Raw genomic sequence first — 15,736 nt, 5'->3', positions numbered from 1 at the left:
TCACCCGCCCCGCATCGGAAGCCGCACCCGGAACACGGTGCGCCCGCCGCCGGATTCGGCGGTCACCGCACCGTGATGCGCCTCGACGATGGCGGCCACGATCGGCAACCCCAGCCCGCTGCCCTTGGCGACCCGGGAGCGGGACACGTCGGCCTGGACGAATCGGTCGAACAGGTGCGGCAGCAACGCGGGGTCGATGTCGGGCCCGTCGTCGGTGACGGTGAGTTCGGCCCACGGGCCGTCGACGACGACGGCGGTGTGGACCCGCACTCCGGCGGGGGTGTGCACCCGGGCGTTGGACAGCAGGTTGGAGACCGACTGGTGGATCCGGTGGCGGTCACCGCGGATCCACACCGGCTCGTCCGGCAGGCCGGTGGTCCAGGTGTGCTCGGGGCCGGTCACGCCGGCATCGTGGACTGCGTCGATCACCAGGTCGCCCAGGTCGATGTCCTCGGTGCGCAGGTCCTGCTTCTCGTCGAGCCGGGACAGCAGCAGCAGGTCCTCCACCAGCATCACCATCCGGTGGGCTTCGGCCTCGATGCGCGCCAACGCGTATTCGCTGTTGGGTGGCAGCTCTGCGCTGTCCTGGCGGGTCAGTTCGGCATACCCCTGGATCACCGCCAACGGGGTGCGCAGTTCGTGGCTGACATCGGCCAGGAAGCGACGCATCCGCCGGTCGGCGGCGGCCAGGTCGGTCAATGCCGCGTCGACGTTGTCCAGCAGCCGGTTCAGCGTGTAGCCGACGATGGCGACCTCCTCGGGGTCGGCGTTCTCCGTCGGCACCCGGGCGGTGATCGGCTGGACCGGGTCGGCCAGCGGGAGCGCGGCGACCTCGGCGGCGGTGGCCGCGACCCGGCGCAACGGCCGCAGCGCGACGCCGACGACCAGGACCGCGCCCAACGCAGTGGCGGCCAGCGCCGTCAGGAAGGTCACGACGGTGACCACGATTTTCACGGCGAGGAGTTGGTTGGAGGCCGTCAGCGCCACCGCCGAGACCAGGCGATGGTCGTCGACGGTGCGGCTCTGCGCCCGGTAGGGGGTGCCCGAGTCCAGGTGCACGGTGCGTGGCGGCCCGTCCACCCAGTGCTGGCCCTCCAGCGCGGCGACGAGTTCCGCTCCGGCCGGTTGGGCCTCCCCGTCGGAGAAGACGGCCGACCCGACCACCTCACCGCCGTCGAGCACCGCGATCAGGTTGCCCGGCGCCTGTCCGAGGAAATGGGTCAGCTGCTCGGGTGTGGTCTGCTCGCGGCTCTGCGTGTAGGCATGGCTGAAGGCGGCCGACGATCGGGCGAGCTCCGCGTCGATGATCGCGGTGACACCGCTGCGCAGGCTCAGCACCGAGAACAGGCCCACCGCAGCCAGCGCGGCGCTGACCACCGCGCACACCCCGATGACCAGTTGCGCGCGCAGGGAGCGGGGCCGCCACCGGAGCGCGGCGCCGGTCATCGCGGCGGCCGCAGCAGATAGCCGACTCCGCGGACGGTGTGGATCATCGGCTCGTGGTCAGCGTCGATCTTCTTGCGCAGGTAGGAGATGTATAGGTCAACGATGCCGGTCCGGCCGTTGAAACCGTAATTCCACACCTGGTCGAGGATCTCGGCACGGCTCAATGCTCGGTTCGGGTTGCGCATCAAGAACCGCAGGAGGTCGAACTCTGTTGCGGTAAGGGATATCTCGTCCCCGTTTCGGCTCACCTCGCGGCTGGATCCGTCGAGTACCAGCTCGCCGACCGCGAGCACCTCCCCGGCCGGCGCCGTCATCCGGTCCGACCGGCGAAGCAGCCCGCGCAGCCGGGCCACCAACTCTTCGAGGCTGAACGGCTTGGTCATGTAGTCGTCGGCGCCCGCGGTCAGGCCCGCAACCCGGTCCATCACCGAATCGCGTGCCGTGAGAAACAGGATCGGCGTGTAGGTTTCAGCTTCCCTGACCCGCTCCAATACCTTGAGCCCGTCGATGTCGGGCAGCATGATGTCGAGGACCAGCACGTCCGGGCCGAAGTCGGCGATCTTGCGGATGGCCTCCTGCCCGTCGTGGGCGACCTCGATCTGCCACCCCTCGTAGCGCAGCGCGCGTTCGACCAGATTGGTCAACTCCGCTTCGTCATCGACGAGCAAGACCCGGATCGGCGAGCCGTCCGCACGCCGCATCGGAGGCAACTTACCCAGGATCGCCTGCCGCGGGCTTTGAAGCTGCCCGCCCGGTGTCGTCGCCATGACCACATTCTGCGGTGACGAAACCGGCAACTCCTATTCCGTTCACGAAGAATTCACGTTGGAGCCACGAAATGTGGTCACCGTCACCGCATTGATGTGAATTTTCTATGCATCCCGTTTCCGCGTTTGCGACCGCCGATTTGCGCTGTCTAACGTCGCATACGGCGGTCAGGCTAAACGTTTGGCTTGCAATCGAATTCATAACTTCTCGGGAGAATCTCATTCAGACCGTCAACGCACCGGCGACGCCCGTCGGCCGACTCAACGCACCGTCGCCGCCCGAGCGGCTCCGTGCGATCCTGCGCTACGACCTGCCCGCCTCCCTGGTCGTCTTCCTGGTGGCTTTGCCCCTGTCGCTGGGAATCGCCATCGCCTCCGACGCCCCGGTGCTCGCGGGCCTGATCTCCGCCATCATCGGCGGCGTGGTGGCCGGCGCCCTGGGCGGATCTGTCGTGCAGGTCAGCGGCCCGGCCGCCGGCCTGACCGTGATCGTCGCCGGGTTGGTGGCCGAGTTCGGCTGGGCGGTCACCTGCGCGATCACCGCCGCAGCCGGCGTGGTCCAGGTCCTGTTCGGGTTGAGCCGGATCGCGCGGTTCGCGCTGGCCATCTCCCCCGTCGTGGTGCAGGCGATGCTCGCCGGCATCGGGATCACGATCGCCCTGCAGCAGTCCCACGTCCTGCTGGGCGGGCAGTCCCGCAGCTCGGCGTGGGAGAACCTCACCGCGCTGCCCGACCGACTCGCCTCGGTCAGCGTCGCCAGCCTGGTACTGGGCGCACTGGTGATCGCCGCCATGCTGGGGTGGCGCTGGGTTCCCGGGCGAATCGGGCAGCTGCCCAGCCCGCTGGTCGCCGTCGTCGGCGTGACCGTGCTGTCGGTGCTGGCGCCCTTCGACGTCGCGCGTATCCGCCTGGACGGCTCCCTGCTGGACGCCGTACAGCTGCCCAGCCTGCCCGACGGGCAGTGGGGGGCGGTCGCGGTCGGGGTGATGACGGTGGCCCTGATCGCCAGCGTCGAGAGCCTGCTGTCGGCGGTCGCCGTCGACCGGATGCACACCGGCCCGCGCACTGACGTCAATCGTGAGCTGGTGGGTCAGGGCTCGGCGAACATCGCGGCCGGGATGCTCGGTGGGCTGCCGATCACCGGCGTGATCGTGCGCAGCGCGACCAACGTGAGCGCCGGCGCCCGGTCGCGCGCCTCGACGATCCTGCACGGCTGCTGGGTCCTGCTGTTCGCGCTTCCGTTCTGTGCACTGATCGAGCAGGTCCCGACCGCGGCGCTGGCGGGACTGCTGATCGTCATCGGGTTGCGGCTGGTCAAGCCCGCCGACATCCGCTCGGCGGAGCGGACCGGCAACCTCTGGGTCTATCTGGTCACCGTGTTCGGCGTGGTGTTCGTCAACCTGCTCGCGGGTGTGGTGATCGGCCTGGCGCTGGCGATAGCGCTGACCGGGTGGCGGGTGGTCCGCGCCCGAGTCACCGCCGAGCCGGTCGGCGACGACGACTGGCTGGTGCGTATCGAGGGTGTCTGCACCTTCTTGTCGCTGCCGCGACTGACCGCGGTGCTCGCCTCGCTCCCTGCCGGCTGCACGGTGACGCTGGAACTGTCGGTCATCGTCATCGACCACGCCGCGCAGGAGGCGATCACCGACTGGGAGCGTCAGCATGTCGCGGTGGGCGGCGCCGTCCTCCGCGCCGACCGGGCCGGAGTAGCGGTCAGTCGGTCTCGATGCTGATGTGCAGCTTCTTGCCGCACGCTTCGGCGAGACGCTTGAGGGTGTCGATGCCCGGCATACGCGACCCGCTCTCGTAGGAGGCGATCGCCGACTGGCTGGTCCCCATCGCGTCGGCCAGGTCCGATTGGGTCAGGCCGGCACCGGCACGGGTGACATACACCAGCTGGCCCAGGTTGGTCGACCAGCCGGCGTCGCGATACGCCGAGTCGTAGAATTCCGGTTCTGGCTGGGTCATGACGACCCCCTTTAGCTTCGGCGGCACATGATTCCCCAGCATATCTAGCTAGATATATTTTGGCTAGGCTTTCTCCGTTAAATCCCCAGTTCAGCGCGGGGCCGAGGGGGAACGTCCCGGCCCGCCTCGGTCACCCATGATTCCCGCGTCGAGCCACCCATGATTCCCGCGTCGAGCCACCCACGATTCCCGCGTCGAATGAAGCTCCAGGGCGAAAAAACGCACTATTTTCCGCCCTGGAGCTTCATTCGCGACGAATTCTTCGCTGTTGCGGAGATTCTGCGGCGGAGATTCTGCGGCGGAGGTCCTGCTGCGGGCATTCTGCTGCGGACATTCTGCGGCGGAATTATGAACGGGCCATTTCCTCGAGCCGACGGATCCGGTCGGCGACCGGCGGGTGGGTGGAGAACATGGCGCCGAGGCGCTCACCCGTCCGGAACGGGTTGGCGATCATCAGGTGCGACTGGTTGGCGAACTCCGGTTCCGGCGGCAGCGGCGCGGCCTGCACGCCCGCGGAGATCTTGCGCAGCGCCGACGCGAGCGCCAGCGGATCGCCGGTGAGCTGCGCGCCGGACTGGTCGGCCTGGTACTCCCGGGACCGCGAGACGGCCATCTTGATGACGGTGGCCGCGATGGGCCCCAGCAGCGACACCAGCAGCAGCCCGAACGGGTTGGAGCCTTCGCGGTTGCCGCCGAACATGCCGGCGAACATCGCCATGTTGGCCAGACCGGTGATGATCGAGGCCAGCGCGCCCGCCACGGAGGAGATCAGGATGTCGCGGTTGTAGACGTGGGAGAGCTCGTGGCCGAGCACCGCCCGCAGCTCACGCTCGTCGAGGATGTTCAGGATCCCGGTGGTGCAGCACACCGCGGCGTTGCGGGGGTTGCGGCCGGTGGCGAACGCGTTGGGCGCGTTGGTGTCGCTGATGTACAGCCGCGGCATGGGCTGGTGGGCCACGGTGGCCAGCTCCCGCACGATCTTGTACATGACCGGGGCCTGCACCTCGGTGACCGGCTGGGCGCGCATCGCGCGCAGCGCCAGCTTGTCGCTGTTGAAGTAGGAGTAGAAGTTCATGCCGACGGCGAGGAGAACCGCGATCCACATCGCCGTCTGGCCGAACAGCGAGCCGACGGCGACGATCAGCCCGGACATCACCACCAGCAGAGCGAACGTTTTGGCCGTGTTGTGGTGCGGATGCCAGGTCATCGGCTGCCTCCTTGCGAACCTCTCGCTGATCTAACGCCACCGGGCGCGCGGAGGTTCCGTGGTTCAGCCGTGCCGGGTCACCGTGTAGTCGACCAGAGTGCTCAGTGCGTCGCGGCCGGCGCCGGCCGGCAGCAGCGCCAACTCGTCGCGGGCCCGCTGGGCATAGCCGGCCACCGCCTGTTTCGCGCGGTCCATGCCCGGCGACCGGCGCAGCAGGGTCAAGGCCTCCTCGACGCGGGCGTCGTCGTCGTCCAGCGGGCGGACCAGCAGCTCCCGCAGCCGGTCGGCGTCGGGTCCGGACTCGTCGAGGGCGTAGAGCACCGGCAGGGTGTGCACGCCTTCGCGCAGGTCGGTGCCGGGCAGCTTGCCGGACTCGTCGGGGTCGCTGGCGATGTCGATAATGTCGTCGGAGATCTGGAAGGCGGTGCCGACGATCCCGCCGAGCCGCGACAGCCGTTCGATCTGCTGCTCGTCGGCGCCGGAGAACGTGGCCCCGAACCGGCCCGACGCCGCGATCAGGCAGGCGGTCTTCTCGTAGACCACCTTCAGGTAGTGCTCGACCGGGTCGGCGTCGTCGGCCGGGCCGCGGGTCTCGCGCATCTGGCCGGTGACCAGTTCGGCGAAGGTCTCGGCGATGACCCGCACCGCGTCCGGACCCAGCCGCGACACCAGCCGCGAGGCGGTGGCGAACAGGTAGTCGCCGGCCAGGATCGCGATGCTGTTGCTCCAGCGGGCGTTGGCGCTCTGCGCGCCGCGGCGCAGCTCGGCGTCGTCCATCACGTCGTCGTGGTAGAGCGTCGCCAGGTGGACCAGCTCGATCACCGCGCCGGCCACGGTCACCTGCCAGGCGTCGGGCTCGGGTCCCAGCTGCGCGGCGAGCACGGTGAACAGCGGGCGGAACCGTTTGCCGCCGGCCTCGAACAGGTGCAGCACCGCTTCGGCCATCAACGCGTCGGCGCCGCGCAGTTCGGTGTCCATCAGCTCTTCGATGCGCTCCACCCCGTCGCGCACGCCGGCGGCGAAAGCGGGGTCGCCCAGGTCGACGCCCGCCACCACGTTCACCGGTGTGTTCACGGCTCCAACATACTGGGGACCATGAGCACCCCCCAGCCCGGAGCCGCCGACACCGACGTCCTGGTGGTCGGCGCCGGACCGGCCGGGTCGGCGGCGGCGGCGTGGGCCGCCCGCGCCGGCCGTGACGTCCTGGTGGTCGACTCCGCGACCTTCCCCCGCGACAAGGCATGCGGCGACGGGTTGACCCCGCGCGCCGTCATCGAGTTGGAGCGCCTCGGGCTGACCGGGTGGCTCGACGAGCACGTGCGCCACCGCGGGCTGCGTCTGCACGGCTACGGCGGTTCGGTGCAGGTGGATTGGCCGGGCCCGTCCTTCCCGTCAACCGGTAGCGCCGCGCCGCGCACCGAACTCGACGACCGGATCCGGCGCTGCGCCGAGGAGTCCGGCGCCCGAATGCTGTTGGGCACCAAGGTGTCCGACGTACACCATGACGTCGACGGGCGGGTGCGTTCGGTGACGCTGGCCGACGGGACCGAAGTGCGCTGCCGCACCGTGATCGTCGCCGACGGCGCCCGCTCGCCGTTGGGCCGCAAGCTCGGTCGCCAGTGGCACCAGCAGACCGTCTACGGAACCGCGGCGCGCGGCTACCTGGCCTCCCCCCGCCACGACGAGCCGTGGCTGACCTCGCACCTCGAGCTGCGCTCCCCGGAGGGGGCGGTGCTGCCCGGCTACGGCTGGATCTTCCCGCTGGGCAACGGTGAGGTGAACATCGGCGTGGGCGCACTGTCGACCACCAAACGTCCAGCCGAGCTGGCGCTGCGACCGTTGATGTCCTACTACGCCGACCTGCGCCGCGCGGAGTGGGGGTTCGTCGGGGAGCCGCAGAAGATGCTGTCGGCGCTGCTCCCGATGGGTGGTGCGGCCTCCGGGGTCGCCGGGCCTAACTGGATGCTCATCGGTGACGCGGCCGCCTGCGTCAACCCGCTCAACGGGGAGGGCATCGATTCCGGGTTGGAGAGCGGACGGCTGGCCGTCGACCTGCTCGACGAGGCCGACCTCACCGAGATCTGGCCGCAGGTGCTGCGGCAGCGCTACGGGCGCAGCTTCTCCATCGCACGCCGGCTGGCACTGCTGTTGACGTTCAAGCGGTTCCTGCCGGTCACCGGCCCGGTGGCGATGCGCTCGTCGGCGCTGATGGAGCTCGCGGTGCGGGTGATGGCCAACCTGGTGACCGACGAGGACGCCGACCTCGTGGCCCGGGCCTGGCGCGGCAGCGGCGCGGTGTCGCGGCTGATCGACCGCAGGCCGCCGTTCAGCTGAGCCCGTCGGCAGCCGGCTTGGTGGCGGCATGCAGGGCGACGATGCCGCCGGTGAGGTTGCGCCAGCGCACATCGGTCCAGCCGGCCGCGGCGATGGCGCGGGCCAGCGCCGGCTGGTCGGGCCAGGCCCGGATCGATTCGGCGAGATAGCGGTAGGCGTCGGGATTGCTGGAGACCACGTCGGCCATCGCCGGCAGCGCCCGCATCAGGTACTCCTTGTAGACGGTGGCGAAAGCCCGGTTGGTCGGGGTGGAGAACTCGCAGACCACCAGCCGGCCACCCGGGCGGGTGACCCGCGCCAGCTCCGCCAGCCCCTGCGGGTGATCGGCGACGTTGCGCAACCCGAAGCTGATCGTGACCGCGTCGAAAACCCCGTCGGCGAACGGCAGCGCGGTGGCGTCGGCGGCGATCTTGGGCACGTCGCGCCCGGCGCCCGCGGCGAGCATGCCGACCGAGAAGTCCGCCGCGACACAGCACGCCCCGGAGCGCGCCAGCTCCACCGTCGAGACGGCGGTGCCCGCCGCCAGGTCCAGCACGGTGTCGCCGGGGCCGATGCGCAGTGCCGCGCGGGTGGCCCGCCGCCACGACCGGTCCAGCCCGAGTGACATGACGGTGTTGGTCAGGTCGTAGCGTCGCGCGACCGCGTCGAACATCGACGCCACCTCGCGGGGGTCCTTCTGCAACGTCGCACGGCTCACCGTGCTGACGCTACCGGGTCGGACCTCCAGCGCTACCGGGTCGGACCTCCAGCCACGGCCCGGTAGTGATCGAGGAGCTCGGCGTAGCCGGTGGGCCGCTCCGGTGGCCAGAAGTAGACCCGCGGCACCTTGTGGGCGGCCAGACGCTCCAGCGCCGGGGCCGACGGGGCCAGGGTGCGGTCGGCGCGGCCGTGCAGGTGGCGCAGCCAGGCCCGGCCGGCCCGCGAGCCGGACGCGCCGGATCGGCACACCGCCACCGTGGGCACACCGAGCCGCCGCGCGGCGCGCAGACCGCCGTAACCGAGCAGGCCGGGTGCGGCCAGGTGCACCACGTCGGGGCGGAATCCGCGCAGCACACCGAGCAGGCGGGGCCGCGGCAGTCCGTGCAGTGCGCCGTCACGGCCGCGCAGCACCGGCACCCGGTGCACCCGGATGCCGTCGTGGACGCGTTCGGCGCGGCCCTGCCCGCGCGGGTTGTCCGGCGCGATGACCAGAACCTCGTGGTCGTCGCCGCGCAGCCGGCCGATGAGGTGCAGCACCGAATCGGTGTCGGCGGCCCGGCGGGGTGGGAAACTCTCGGTGATGATCGCCACACGCATAATGCCGATGTTCGATGGCGGGTATGTCGATAGGGTTGCCGGACGGCATACGGGATACGACCGGTTGCGGAGCAACCCGTGTCCGGCGAGGGACGGGTCAGCGGACCGGTCAGCGGCGAAGAGAGGTAAAGGGCACATGCGGTACCTGTGGGCGGCGGTCGTGGTGGCACTGGGCTGCCTGGTGACCGGGCCGGCGCACGCCGACGTCGCACCGGCCACCACGGTGGCGGCCGACGGCTTCAGCGTGCTGCTGGGCTCCCCCGATGCGCCGGTACAGCTGGAGATCTTCTGCGAACCGCAGTGCCCGGTCTGCGCGCAGTTCGAGGACGCCTCCGGCGGGGCACTCGCGCACCGGATCGGCAACGGCGAGCTGGCGGTGACCTACCGGTGGCTGACGTTCCTGGATCAGAAGCGCGGCACCGACAAATCCGACCGGATCGCCAACGCGCTCATCCTGGCGGCCGACCCGGCGACACCGCCGGTGGCCTACCAGGGCTTCGTCAACGAGATCTACCGCCAGCAGGATGCGCACAGCCCCAGCCCCAGCGCGGCCGAGTTGGCCACGATGGCCGCGCGCAGCGGGGTGGGCGGGATGGCGATCGCCCGCATCGCCATCGACCTGCCCGCGGTCGACACCGCCGCGATGAGCAGCGCCAACATGGACCGGCTCAAGCAGGTCAATCCGGACAATCCGGGCACGCCGACCGTGTATGACCTCGGCAGCCACACCGTGGTCGACGTTCAGGACGGCGGCTGGCTGGACGCCCTGTTCGCCTCGTAACGCTCCACCCAGGTCTCGGCGAGCGCCAGTAACCCCAGCAGGGCGGCGGCGAGAAGCCACCCCACCACCGCGACCGAGCCGGCCGGGATGATCGCCAGCCGCGCGTCCCGGCCCTGGACGCGCACCAGGTCGGGATTGGACTTGGCGTACTCGACGTAGATCCGCATCCCGGTGGCCAACTCCGACGGGTAGAGCACGCCGAGCTCGGGGCGGTAGGTGATGCGGTCGGGGGTGACGAATTCGATCGTCGACCGGCGCGGCCCGGCGTTGAGCACCTCCGCCTGCGCCACCCCCTTGTCGTGTTCGATGGTCAGGTCGTTGCGCCAGGCGCCTGCCACCAGCAGCACCGACTGCAAGGTGACCACGCCGGCCAGGATCAGCACCGCGATCCGTGACCAGCGCAGCGTCCGTCGGCCCCAGGTGTTGGGTCCGGCCACCGACCGGCCGTGAATCAGGATGTGGCCCACCTTTTTTCCACGGACGACGAGTCGGGCCAGCCGCGGGTCGAGGCTCACAGCGCCGCCTTGATGGCGGCGTGCAGGGCGCGCAGCGAGGACCGGTCGGCTTTGACCTCCAGCACCCGTAGTCCGGCCGCGGGCTCGTCGAGCGCCGCGGGCAGGTCGGCGAGTTCGAGCTGGCGGGAGTCCACGTGGTAGGCGCGACACAGGGCGCCGACGTCGACGTCGTGCGGGGTGCCGAAAATCCTTGCGGAGACATCGTGGAACCGCGGGTCGCCCTGCTCGAGCAGTTCGAAGATGCCGCCGCCGTTGTCGTTGGAGACCACGATGGTCAGCTGCTGCGGGGTCGGCTCGGTGGGCCCGATGAGCAACCCGGAACTGTCGTGGACGAACGTCAGATCGCCGATGAGCGCGAGAGTGCGTCCGGCGGTGGCACGTTCGTGGGCCAGCGCGGCGCCGATGGCAGTGGACACCGTCCCGTCGATGCCGGCGACGCCGCGGTTGGAGCGCACCGTGATCCCGGTGGCGTCCAGGCCGACCAGGGCGGCGTCGCGCACCGGGTTGGACGCGCCGAGCACCAACTGGTCCCCGGGCCGCAGCGCGTCGGCCACCGCCGCGGCCACATGCAGGCCGGTGGTCAGCGGGTGTTCGGCGAGTTGGCTGCGCACCGCCCGGACCGCGTCGGCGTGCAGCGCGGCGCACCGGCGCAGCCAGGCCGGGTCCGGTTCGCCGGTGAGGACGGCCCGGGTGCCGGTGGCCCGCGAGTTGCCCGACACGTCCGGCCAGCGCGGACCGGTGGTCAGCGCGTACACCGCGACGGTCGGGTCGGCCAGCAGCGCCGAGACCGGCCGGTGCAGGGTCGGCCGGCCCAACATGATGACCTGCTGCGGTCGCAGCAGCGGCAGGGCGAGCGGGTGCAGCGGGGTGGCCGGCGGCGGGGCGGTGGGCTCGGCGACCGTGGGCAGCGCCGCCAGGTCGGGGTGCACTCCAGCGCCGTGGCCGGCGATGACCACGGTGTCCGGGGTGACGTCGATCGGCAACGGCTGGTCGAAGCTGACCGGTGGGGATTCGGTCCAGGGTCGGCCGCCGGGCCGGCCCGTCGGGTAGTCGCCGTGGTCGTCGGTGTCGGGCACCAGCGGCTCGCGCAGCGGGATGTCGAAGTGCACCGGGCCGGCGTTGGCGGTGCGGGTGCCGGTGGCCGCGGCCAGCACCCGGCAGGTCGCCGAGCGCCAGGTGGCGTTGTGCGCGTCGAGCCGCTCGGGGGCGTCCTCGGCCAGCCCGAGGCTGATCGTTGCGCGCAGCTGGGTGCCGAAGTAGCCGAGCTGTTCCATGGTCTGGTTGGCGCCGGTGCCGAGCAGTTCGTAGGGCCGGTTGGCGCTCAACACGATCAGTGGCACCCGCGCGTAGTTGGCCTCCACCACCGCCGGTCCCAGGTTTGCCACCGCGGTGCCCGATGTCATCGCCACGCACACCGGCGCCCCGGCGGCGACCGCCAGGCCCACGGCGAGGTAGCCGGCGGTGCGCTCGTCGATGCGCACGTGCAGCCGCAGCCGCCCGGCCCGATCGGCGTCGGCCAGTGCGAACGCCAGCGGCGCGTTGCGCGAGCCCGGGCAGAGCACGACGTCGCGCACTCCGCCGCGGATCAGTTCGTCGACGACGACGCGCGCCTGGGCCGTCGAGGGATTCACCACCGGTACAGCCTAAGGCGTGGCGGAAAACGCTGGTCAGGACACGGCGTCGGGGGTACGCGCGGCGCGGGCCGGCACTTCACCGGAGTTCGGTCACTTCGTGGCGGCGAAGAACTCCAGCGCGGCGGCGTTGACCGCCTCGGGCGCCTCGATGAAGCCGAGGTGTCCGGTGTCGGGGATCTCCTGGAAGCGCCCGTTGGGGAGGGCGTCGGCGACTTCGCGGCTCAGGTGGGGCGGCAGTACGACGTCGTCGGCGAAGCCGAGCACCAGGACCGGGTGGCGGATCGCGGCGTAGGCGGGCAGCCGGTTGGTCTCCGGGGCGATGCCGAGCTGGCAGGCCGAACCGGGTGTGGGGGTGTTGGGCCACAGGGTGAACATCGCGATCCAGTCGGCGACGGCGGCGTCGTCGTTCAGGGTTTTCGGTGAAAAGCTTTCCAGCAGGCGCGATTTTGCGTCGTATTCAGCTGGGAGCTGGATGCCGGCGGCCGCCAGTTTGGCTTCGGCGGAACGGAAGAACTTGCGGGTGGCGTCTTCTCGGCCCCGGGTGGCCATCAGTACCGCGGAGTGCACCAGTTCGGGACGGGCCAGCATCAACTCCTGCGCGATGTAGGCACCCATCGACACCGCCACGATGCGCACCGGGCCCTCGCCGACGGTTTCGATGAGGGCCGCGGTGTCGGCGACCATCGTCTCGATCGTGAAGCCGTCGGCGTCGGATGTGGCACCGACACCGCGGTTGTCGAAGGTGATGACGCGGTAGCCGGCGAACATGAACGCCTTGGCTTGGAACAGGTGCCAGCCGCGACCGGCACCACCACGACCGGCGATGAACAGCACCGGGTCGCCGGCCCCGCGGACGTCGTAGGCCAGATTGATCACGGTGGTGACGCTACGCGAAGCGTCGCGCCCGCTCGCCACGGCTCGCGCCGCCCGCCCAGGCCCGCCAGGCGTCGCACCCGCCCGCGACGCCTCGACCGTGCGCATAGGTTCACGTTGGGCACCGAACGTGAACCTATGCTCACGTTGGGCGGGTGAGCGCATGGCAGCGGGCGATCCGCTCCAGCCACCAATCGCGTCGCACGGCCGGCGCCGCCAACCCGGCCAACCGCGCCGGATCCGGGGCGACCGCGCCCACGCGCAGCTGCCCGTCAACCGGGCCGGGCGTCTCGGCCACGTCCTCGATGAACAGCCCGCCGGTGCCCAGCCCGCAGGCGTGCTCCAGGCGGGGCAGCGCCGCCGCGGCGGCCAGCCCGATGCCGATGCCCACCGCCGAGTCCAGCGCACTGGAGACGACGACCGGGATGTCGATCTGCGCGGCGATGTTCAGCAGAGCGCGGACGCCACCGAGTGGGGCGACCTTGAGCACCGCGACGTCGGCGGCGCGGGCGCGGACCACCGTCAGCGGGTCGGCTGCCTTGCGGATGGCTTCGTCGGCGGCGACCGGAACCGTGATGTGCTCACGCAGCTCGGCCAGTTCGGCGACGGTCGCGCAGGGTTGTTCGAGGTACTCCAGGTCGCCGGTGGCGGTCAGCGCGGCCGCGGCGGTCACGGCCTGCTCGACGGTCCATCCGCCGTTGGCGTCGACCCGCACGGTCGGGATCAGGGCCCGCACCGCCTCCACCCGGGCGACGTCGTCGTCCAGCGTCTGCCCCGGTTCGGCGACCTTGACCTTCGCGGTGCGCGCGCCGGGGAAGCGGGCCAGCACGTCGGGCACCTGGGCCGCCGGGACCGCCGGGACGGTGGCGTTGATCGCGATCGCGTCCCGCAGCGCCGGCGGCGGCGGCCGGTAGGCCGCGTCGACCGCGGCGGCCAGCCAGGTCGCCGCTTCGGTGTCGTCGTACTCGACGAAGGCACCGAACTCGCCCCAGCCCGCCGGGCCCTCGATCAGCGCCACCTCGCGGGTGGTCAGGCCGCGGAACCGCACCCGCATCGGCAGCGCGACGACGTGGGTGCGGTCCAGCAGGTCGTCGAGGGCGGGTGGCATTGCCCCATCGTGCCTCGTGCCGACCGACCGCGAGGCGGGGCTGCCGCAATATTGCAACACGTTCTAGTGTGGGTTCATGAGCGACGATCTGCTGCGTCACCCCAACCACACCGGACACCTGCTCGCCGGCGCGCTGCGGCGCCACCGGGACAAGCCGCTGCTGTTCCTGGGCGAGACCATGCTGACCGGCGGCCAGCTGGCCGACCGGATCAGCCAGTACGTGCAGGCGTTCGAGGAGCTCGGCGCGGGCACCGGCGCGGCGGTCGGCTTGCTGTCGCTCAACCGGCCCGAGGTGCTGATGATCATCGGCGCCGGCCAGACCCAGGGGTACCGGCGCACCTCGCTGCACCCGCTGGGCTCCCTCGACGATCACGCCTACGTGTTAGCCGACGCGGGGATCAGCGCGCTGATCATCGATCCGACGCCGGCGTTCGTCGAGCGGGCGGTCGCGTTGCTGGAGCGGGTCGACTCGCTGCGGCAGATCCTCACCCTCGGCCCGGTGCCCGCCGAACTGGCCGAGGTCGGCGTCGACCTGACCGCCGCCGCGGCGCGCCAGCAGGCGAGCCCGCTGACCGTGGCCGACCTGCCACCCGACCACATCGGCGGGCTGACCTACACCGGCGGCACCACCGGCAAGCCCAAAGGGGTGATCGGCACGGCCGCGTCGATCACCGCGATGACCACCATTCAGCTCGCCGAATGGGAATGGCCGGAGAACCCGACGTTCCTGATGTGCACCCCGCTGTCGCACGCCGGCGCCGCGTTCTTCACCCCGACCGTGGTCAAGGGCGGACAGATGGTGGTGGTGCCCAAGTTCGACCCGGGCGAGATCCTGCGGATCATCGAGGAGCAGAAGATCACCGCGACCATGCTGGTGCCCTCGATGCTGTACGCGCTGATGGATCACCCCGACTCGCACACCCGCGACCTGTCGTCGCTGGAGACGGTGTACTACGGCGCCTCCGCGATCAACCCGGTGCGCCTCGCCGAGGCCATCGAGCGGTTCGGGCCGATCTTCGCCCAGTACTACGGGCAGTCCGAGGCGCCGATGGTGATCAGCTACCTCGCGAAGGGCGATCACGACGAGAAGCGGCTCACCTCCTGCGGGCGACCCACCCTGTTCGCGCGCACCGCGCTGCTCGGCGAGGACGGCAAGCCGGTGCCTCAGGGCGAGCCGGGCGAGATCTGCGTGGCCGGGCCGCTGCTGGCCGGCGGCTACTGGCAGTTGCCCGACGCCACCGCCGAGACGTTCCGGGACGGCTGGCTGCACACCGGCGACATGGCCCGCGAGGACGAGGACGGCTTCTGGTACATCGTCGACCGGGTCAAGGACATGATCGTCACCGGCGGCTTCAACGTCTTCCCGCGCGAGGTCGAGGACGTCATCGCCGAGCATCCAGCGATCGCGCAGGTCTGCGTGGTCGGTGCCCCCGACGACAAATGGGGTGAGGCGGTGACCGCGGTGGTGGTGTTGCGCGAGGACGCCGCGCGTGACGAGGCGGCGATCGCGACGATGACCGCCGAGATCCAGGCCGCGGTCAAGGACCGCAAGGGTTCGGTGCAATCCCCCAAGCAGGTGGTGGTGGTCGACGCCCTGCCGCTGACCGGGTTGGGCAAGCCCGACAAGAAGGCGGTCCGTGCCCGGTTCTGGGAGGGCGCCGGGCGCGCCGTCGGCTAGGGCGCTGCGGCGACGGGCCGGATGCCCATACCGCCCACACCGCCCAGCGTGAACGTAGGTTCACGTTCGAGCCCGAGCGTGAACCTGTGCGCACGCTCGGCGCGGGGGCGAGGCGGCTCGGGCGCGACG

General features: G+C 71.0%; 14 protein-coding genes and 1 pseudogene. 4 read left to right on the top strand and 11 right to left on the bottom strand.

The window, feature by feature from the left end; translation table 11 throughout:
• Together AWC30_RS06650 and AWC30_RS06645 are read right to left on the bottom strand one after the other, a co-directional pair.
• A complete protein-coding gene (locus AWC30_RS06650) occupies positions 1-1,446 on the bottom strand; it encodes a sensor histidine kinase (protein WP_085109408.1) in 1,446 nt (481 codons plus the stop codon).
• Positions 1,443-2,213, bottom strand: coding sequence for a response regulator transcription factor (locus AWC30_RS06645; protein WP_085109407.1), 771 nt, complete (start codon positions 2,211-2,213; stop codon positions 1,443-1,445). The genes AWC30_RS06650 and AWC30_RS06645 overlap by 4 nt, the downstream gene beginning before the upstream one ends.
• A 221-nt stretch (positions 2,214-2,434) precedes the next feature.
• Here AWC30_RS06645 and AWC30_RS06640 point away from each other — a divergent pair, with 221 nt between their 5' ends.
• Positions 2,435-3,946, top strand: a complete 1,512-nt coding sequence (locus AWC30_RS06640; RefSeq protein ID WP_372507121.1) for a SulP family inorganic anion transporter — start codon at positions 2,435-2,437, stop codon at positions 3,944-3,946.
• Here AWC30_RS06640 and AWC30_RS06635 read toward each other — a convergent pair.
• The 3 genes from AWC30_RS06635 to grcC1 all read right to left on the bottom strand — a co-directional run bounded on the left by AWC30_RS06635 (position 3,927) and on the right by grcC1 (position 6,462).
• A complete protein-coding gene (locus AWC30_RS06635) occupies positions 3,927-4,181 on the bottom strand; it encodes a type II toxin-antitoxin system RelB family anti-toxin (RefSeq protein ID WP_085109405.1) in 255 nt (84 codons plus the stop codon). The two genes, AWC30_RS06640 and AWC30_RS06635, sit on opposite strands and share 20 nt — an antisense overlap.
• 346 nt (positions 4,182-4,527) lie before the next feature.
• Positions 4,528-5,388, bottom strand: coding sequence for a zinc metalloprotease HtpX (htpX, locus tag AWC30_RS06630; protein WP_085109404.1), 861 nt, complete (start codon positions 5,386-5,388; stop codon positions 4,528-4,530).
• A 63-nt stretch (positions 5,389-5,451) separates the two neighbouring features.
• Positions 5,452-6,462, bottom strand: coding sequence for a nonaprenyl/(2E,6E)-farnesyl/geranylgeranyl diphosphat synthase (grcC1, locus tag AWC30_RS06625; protein WP_085109403.1), 1,011 nt, complete (start codon positions 6,460-6,462; stop codon positions 5,452-5,454).
• Positions 6,463-6,483: 21 nt separating this feature from the next.
• Between grcC1 and menJ the strand changes: the two genes are divergently transcribed.
• The gene (gene menJ, locus AWC30_RS06620; RefSeq protein ID WP_085109402.1) at positions 6,484-7,722 is read left to right on the top strand and encodes a menaquinone reductase MenJ; all 1,239 of its coding nucleotides are present in this window, start codon (positions 6,484-6,486) and stop codon (positions 7,720-7,722) included.
• Here the strand turns inward: menJ and AWC30_RS06615 are convergent.
• Together AWC30_RS06615 and AWC30_RS06610 are read right to left on the bottom strand one after the other, a co-directional pair.
• Positions 7,715-8,419 carry a demethylmenaquinone methyltransferase gene (locus AWC30_RS06615; protein ID WP_085109401.1) on the bottom strand — a complete coding sequence of 235 codons (705 nt, stop codon included), beginning with the start codon at positions 8,417-8,419 and terminating at the stop codon, positions 7,715-7,717. The two genes, menJ and AWC30_RS06615, sit on opposite strands and share 8 nt — an antisense overlap.
• A gap of 107 nt (positions 8,420-8,526) precedes the next feature.
• Positions 8,527-9,018, bottom strand: a pseudogene (locus AWC30_RS06610) (glycosyltransferase); the annotation flags it as partial.
• 136 nt (positions 9,019-9,154) lie between these two features.
• Here AWC30_RS06610 and AWC30_RS06605 point away from each other — a divergent pair.
• Positions 9,155-9,799 carry a thioredoxin domain-containing protein gene (locus AWC30_RS06605; protein ID WP_085109399.1) on the top strand — a complete coding sequence of 215 codons (645 nt, stop codon included), beginning with the start codon at positions 9,155-9,157 and terminating at the stop codon, positions 9,797-9,799.
• Here the strand turns inward: AWC30_RS06605 and AWC30_RS06600 are convergent.
• The 4 genes from AWC30_RS06600 to AWC30_RS06585 all read right to left on the bottom strand — a co-directional run bounded on the left by AWC30_RS06600 (position 9,760) and on the right by AWC30_RS06585 (position 13,929).
• On the bottom strand, positions 9,760-10,266 hold the full coding sequence (locus tag AWC30_RS06600) for a DUF3592 domain-containing protein (RefSeq protein ID WP_085109398.1): 507 nt from the start codon (positions 10,264-10,266) through the stop codon (positions 9,760-9,762). The two genes, AWC30_RS06605 and AWC30_RS06600, sit on opposite strands and share 40 nt — an antisense overlap.
• Before the next feature lie 44 nt (positions 10,267-10,310).
• Positions 10,311-11,945: a 2-succinyl-5-enolpyruvyl-6-hydroxy-3-cyclohexene-1-carboxylic-acid synthase gene (gene menD, locus AWC30_RS06595; RefSeq protein WP_085109397.1), complete on the bottom strand. Its 1,635-nt coding sequence runs from the start codon at positions 11,943-11,945 to the stop codon at positions 10,311-10,313.
• A 93-nt stretch (positions 11,946-12,038) separates the two neighbouring features.
• Entirely contained in the window at positions 12,039-12,821 is a 783-nt protein-coding gene (locus AWC30_RS06590; RefSeq protein ID WP_085109491.1) for an alpha/beta fold hydrolase, read from the bottom strand.
• A 142-nt stretch (positions 12,822-12,963) separates the two neighbouring features.
• Positions 12,964-13,929, bottom strand: coding sequence for an o-succinylbenzoate synthase (locus AWC30_RS06585; RefSeq protein ID WP_085109396.1), 966 nt, complete (start codon positions 13,927-13,929; stop codon positions 12,964-12,966).
• Between the two features lie 76 nt (positions 13,930-14,005).
• Between AWC30_RS06585 and fadD8 the strand changes: the two genes are divergently transcribed.
• The gene (gene fadD8 / locus AWC30_RS06580; protein ID WP_085109395.1) at positions 14,006-15,607 is read left to right on the top strand and encodes a fatty-acid--CoA ligase FadD8; all 1,602 of its coding nucleotides are present in this window, start codon (positions 14,006-14,008) and stop codon (positions 15,605-15,607) included.
• Positions 15,608-15,736: the final 129 nt, after the last annotated feature.

The organism is Mycolicibacillus trivialis (genome assembly GCF_002102395.1).
In the GTDB taxonomy this organism is placed as follows: Bacteria; Actinomycetota; Actinomycetes; order Mycobacteriales; family Mycobacteriaceae; genus Mycobacterium; species Mycobacterium triviale.
This window is presented reverse-complemented; position numbering and strand designations above follow the sequence as displayed.

Coding starts and splice junctions, on each gene's coding strand:
- AWC30_RS06585 (WP_085109396.1), bottom strand. CDS start 13,929: ATGCCACCCGCCCTCGACGACCTGCTGGACCGCACCCACGTCGTCGCG.
- fadD8 (WP_085109395.1), top strand. CDS start 14,006: ATGAGCGACGATCTGCTGCGTCACCCCAACCACACCGGACACCTGCTC.
- htpX (WP_085109404.1), bottom strand. CDS start 5,388: ATGACCTGGCATCCGCACCACAACACGGCCAAAACGTTCGCTCTGCTG.
- AWC30_RS06605 (WP_085109399.1), top strand. CDS start 9,155: ATGCGGTACCTGTGGGCGGCGGTCGTGGTGGCACTGGGCTGCCTGGTG.
- AWC30_RS06650 (WP_085109408.1), bottom strand. CDS start 1,446: ATGACCGGCGCCGCGCTCCGGTGGCGGCCCCGCTCCCTGCGCGCGCAA.
- AWC30_RS06635 (WP_085109405.1), bottom strand. CDS start 4,181: ATGACCCAGCCAGAACCGGAATTCTACGACTCGGCGTATCGCGACGCC.
- menJ (WP_085109402.1), top strand. CDS start 6,484: ATGAGCACCCCCCAGCCCGGAGCCGCCGACACCGACGTCCTGGTGGTC.
- AWC30_RS06645 (WP_085109407.1), bottom strand. CDS start 2,213: ATGGCGACGACACCGGGCGGGCAGCTTCAAAGCCCGCGGCAGGCGATC.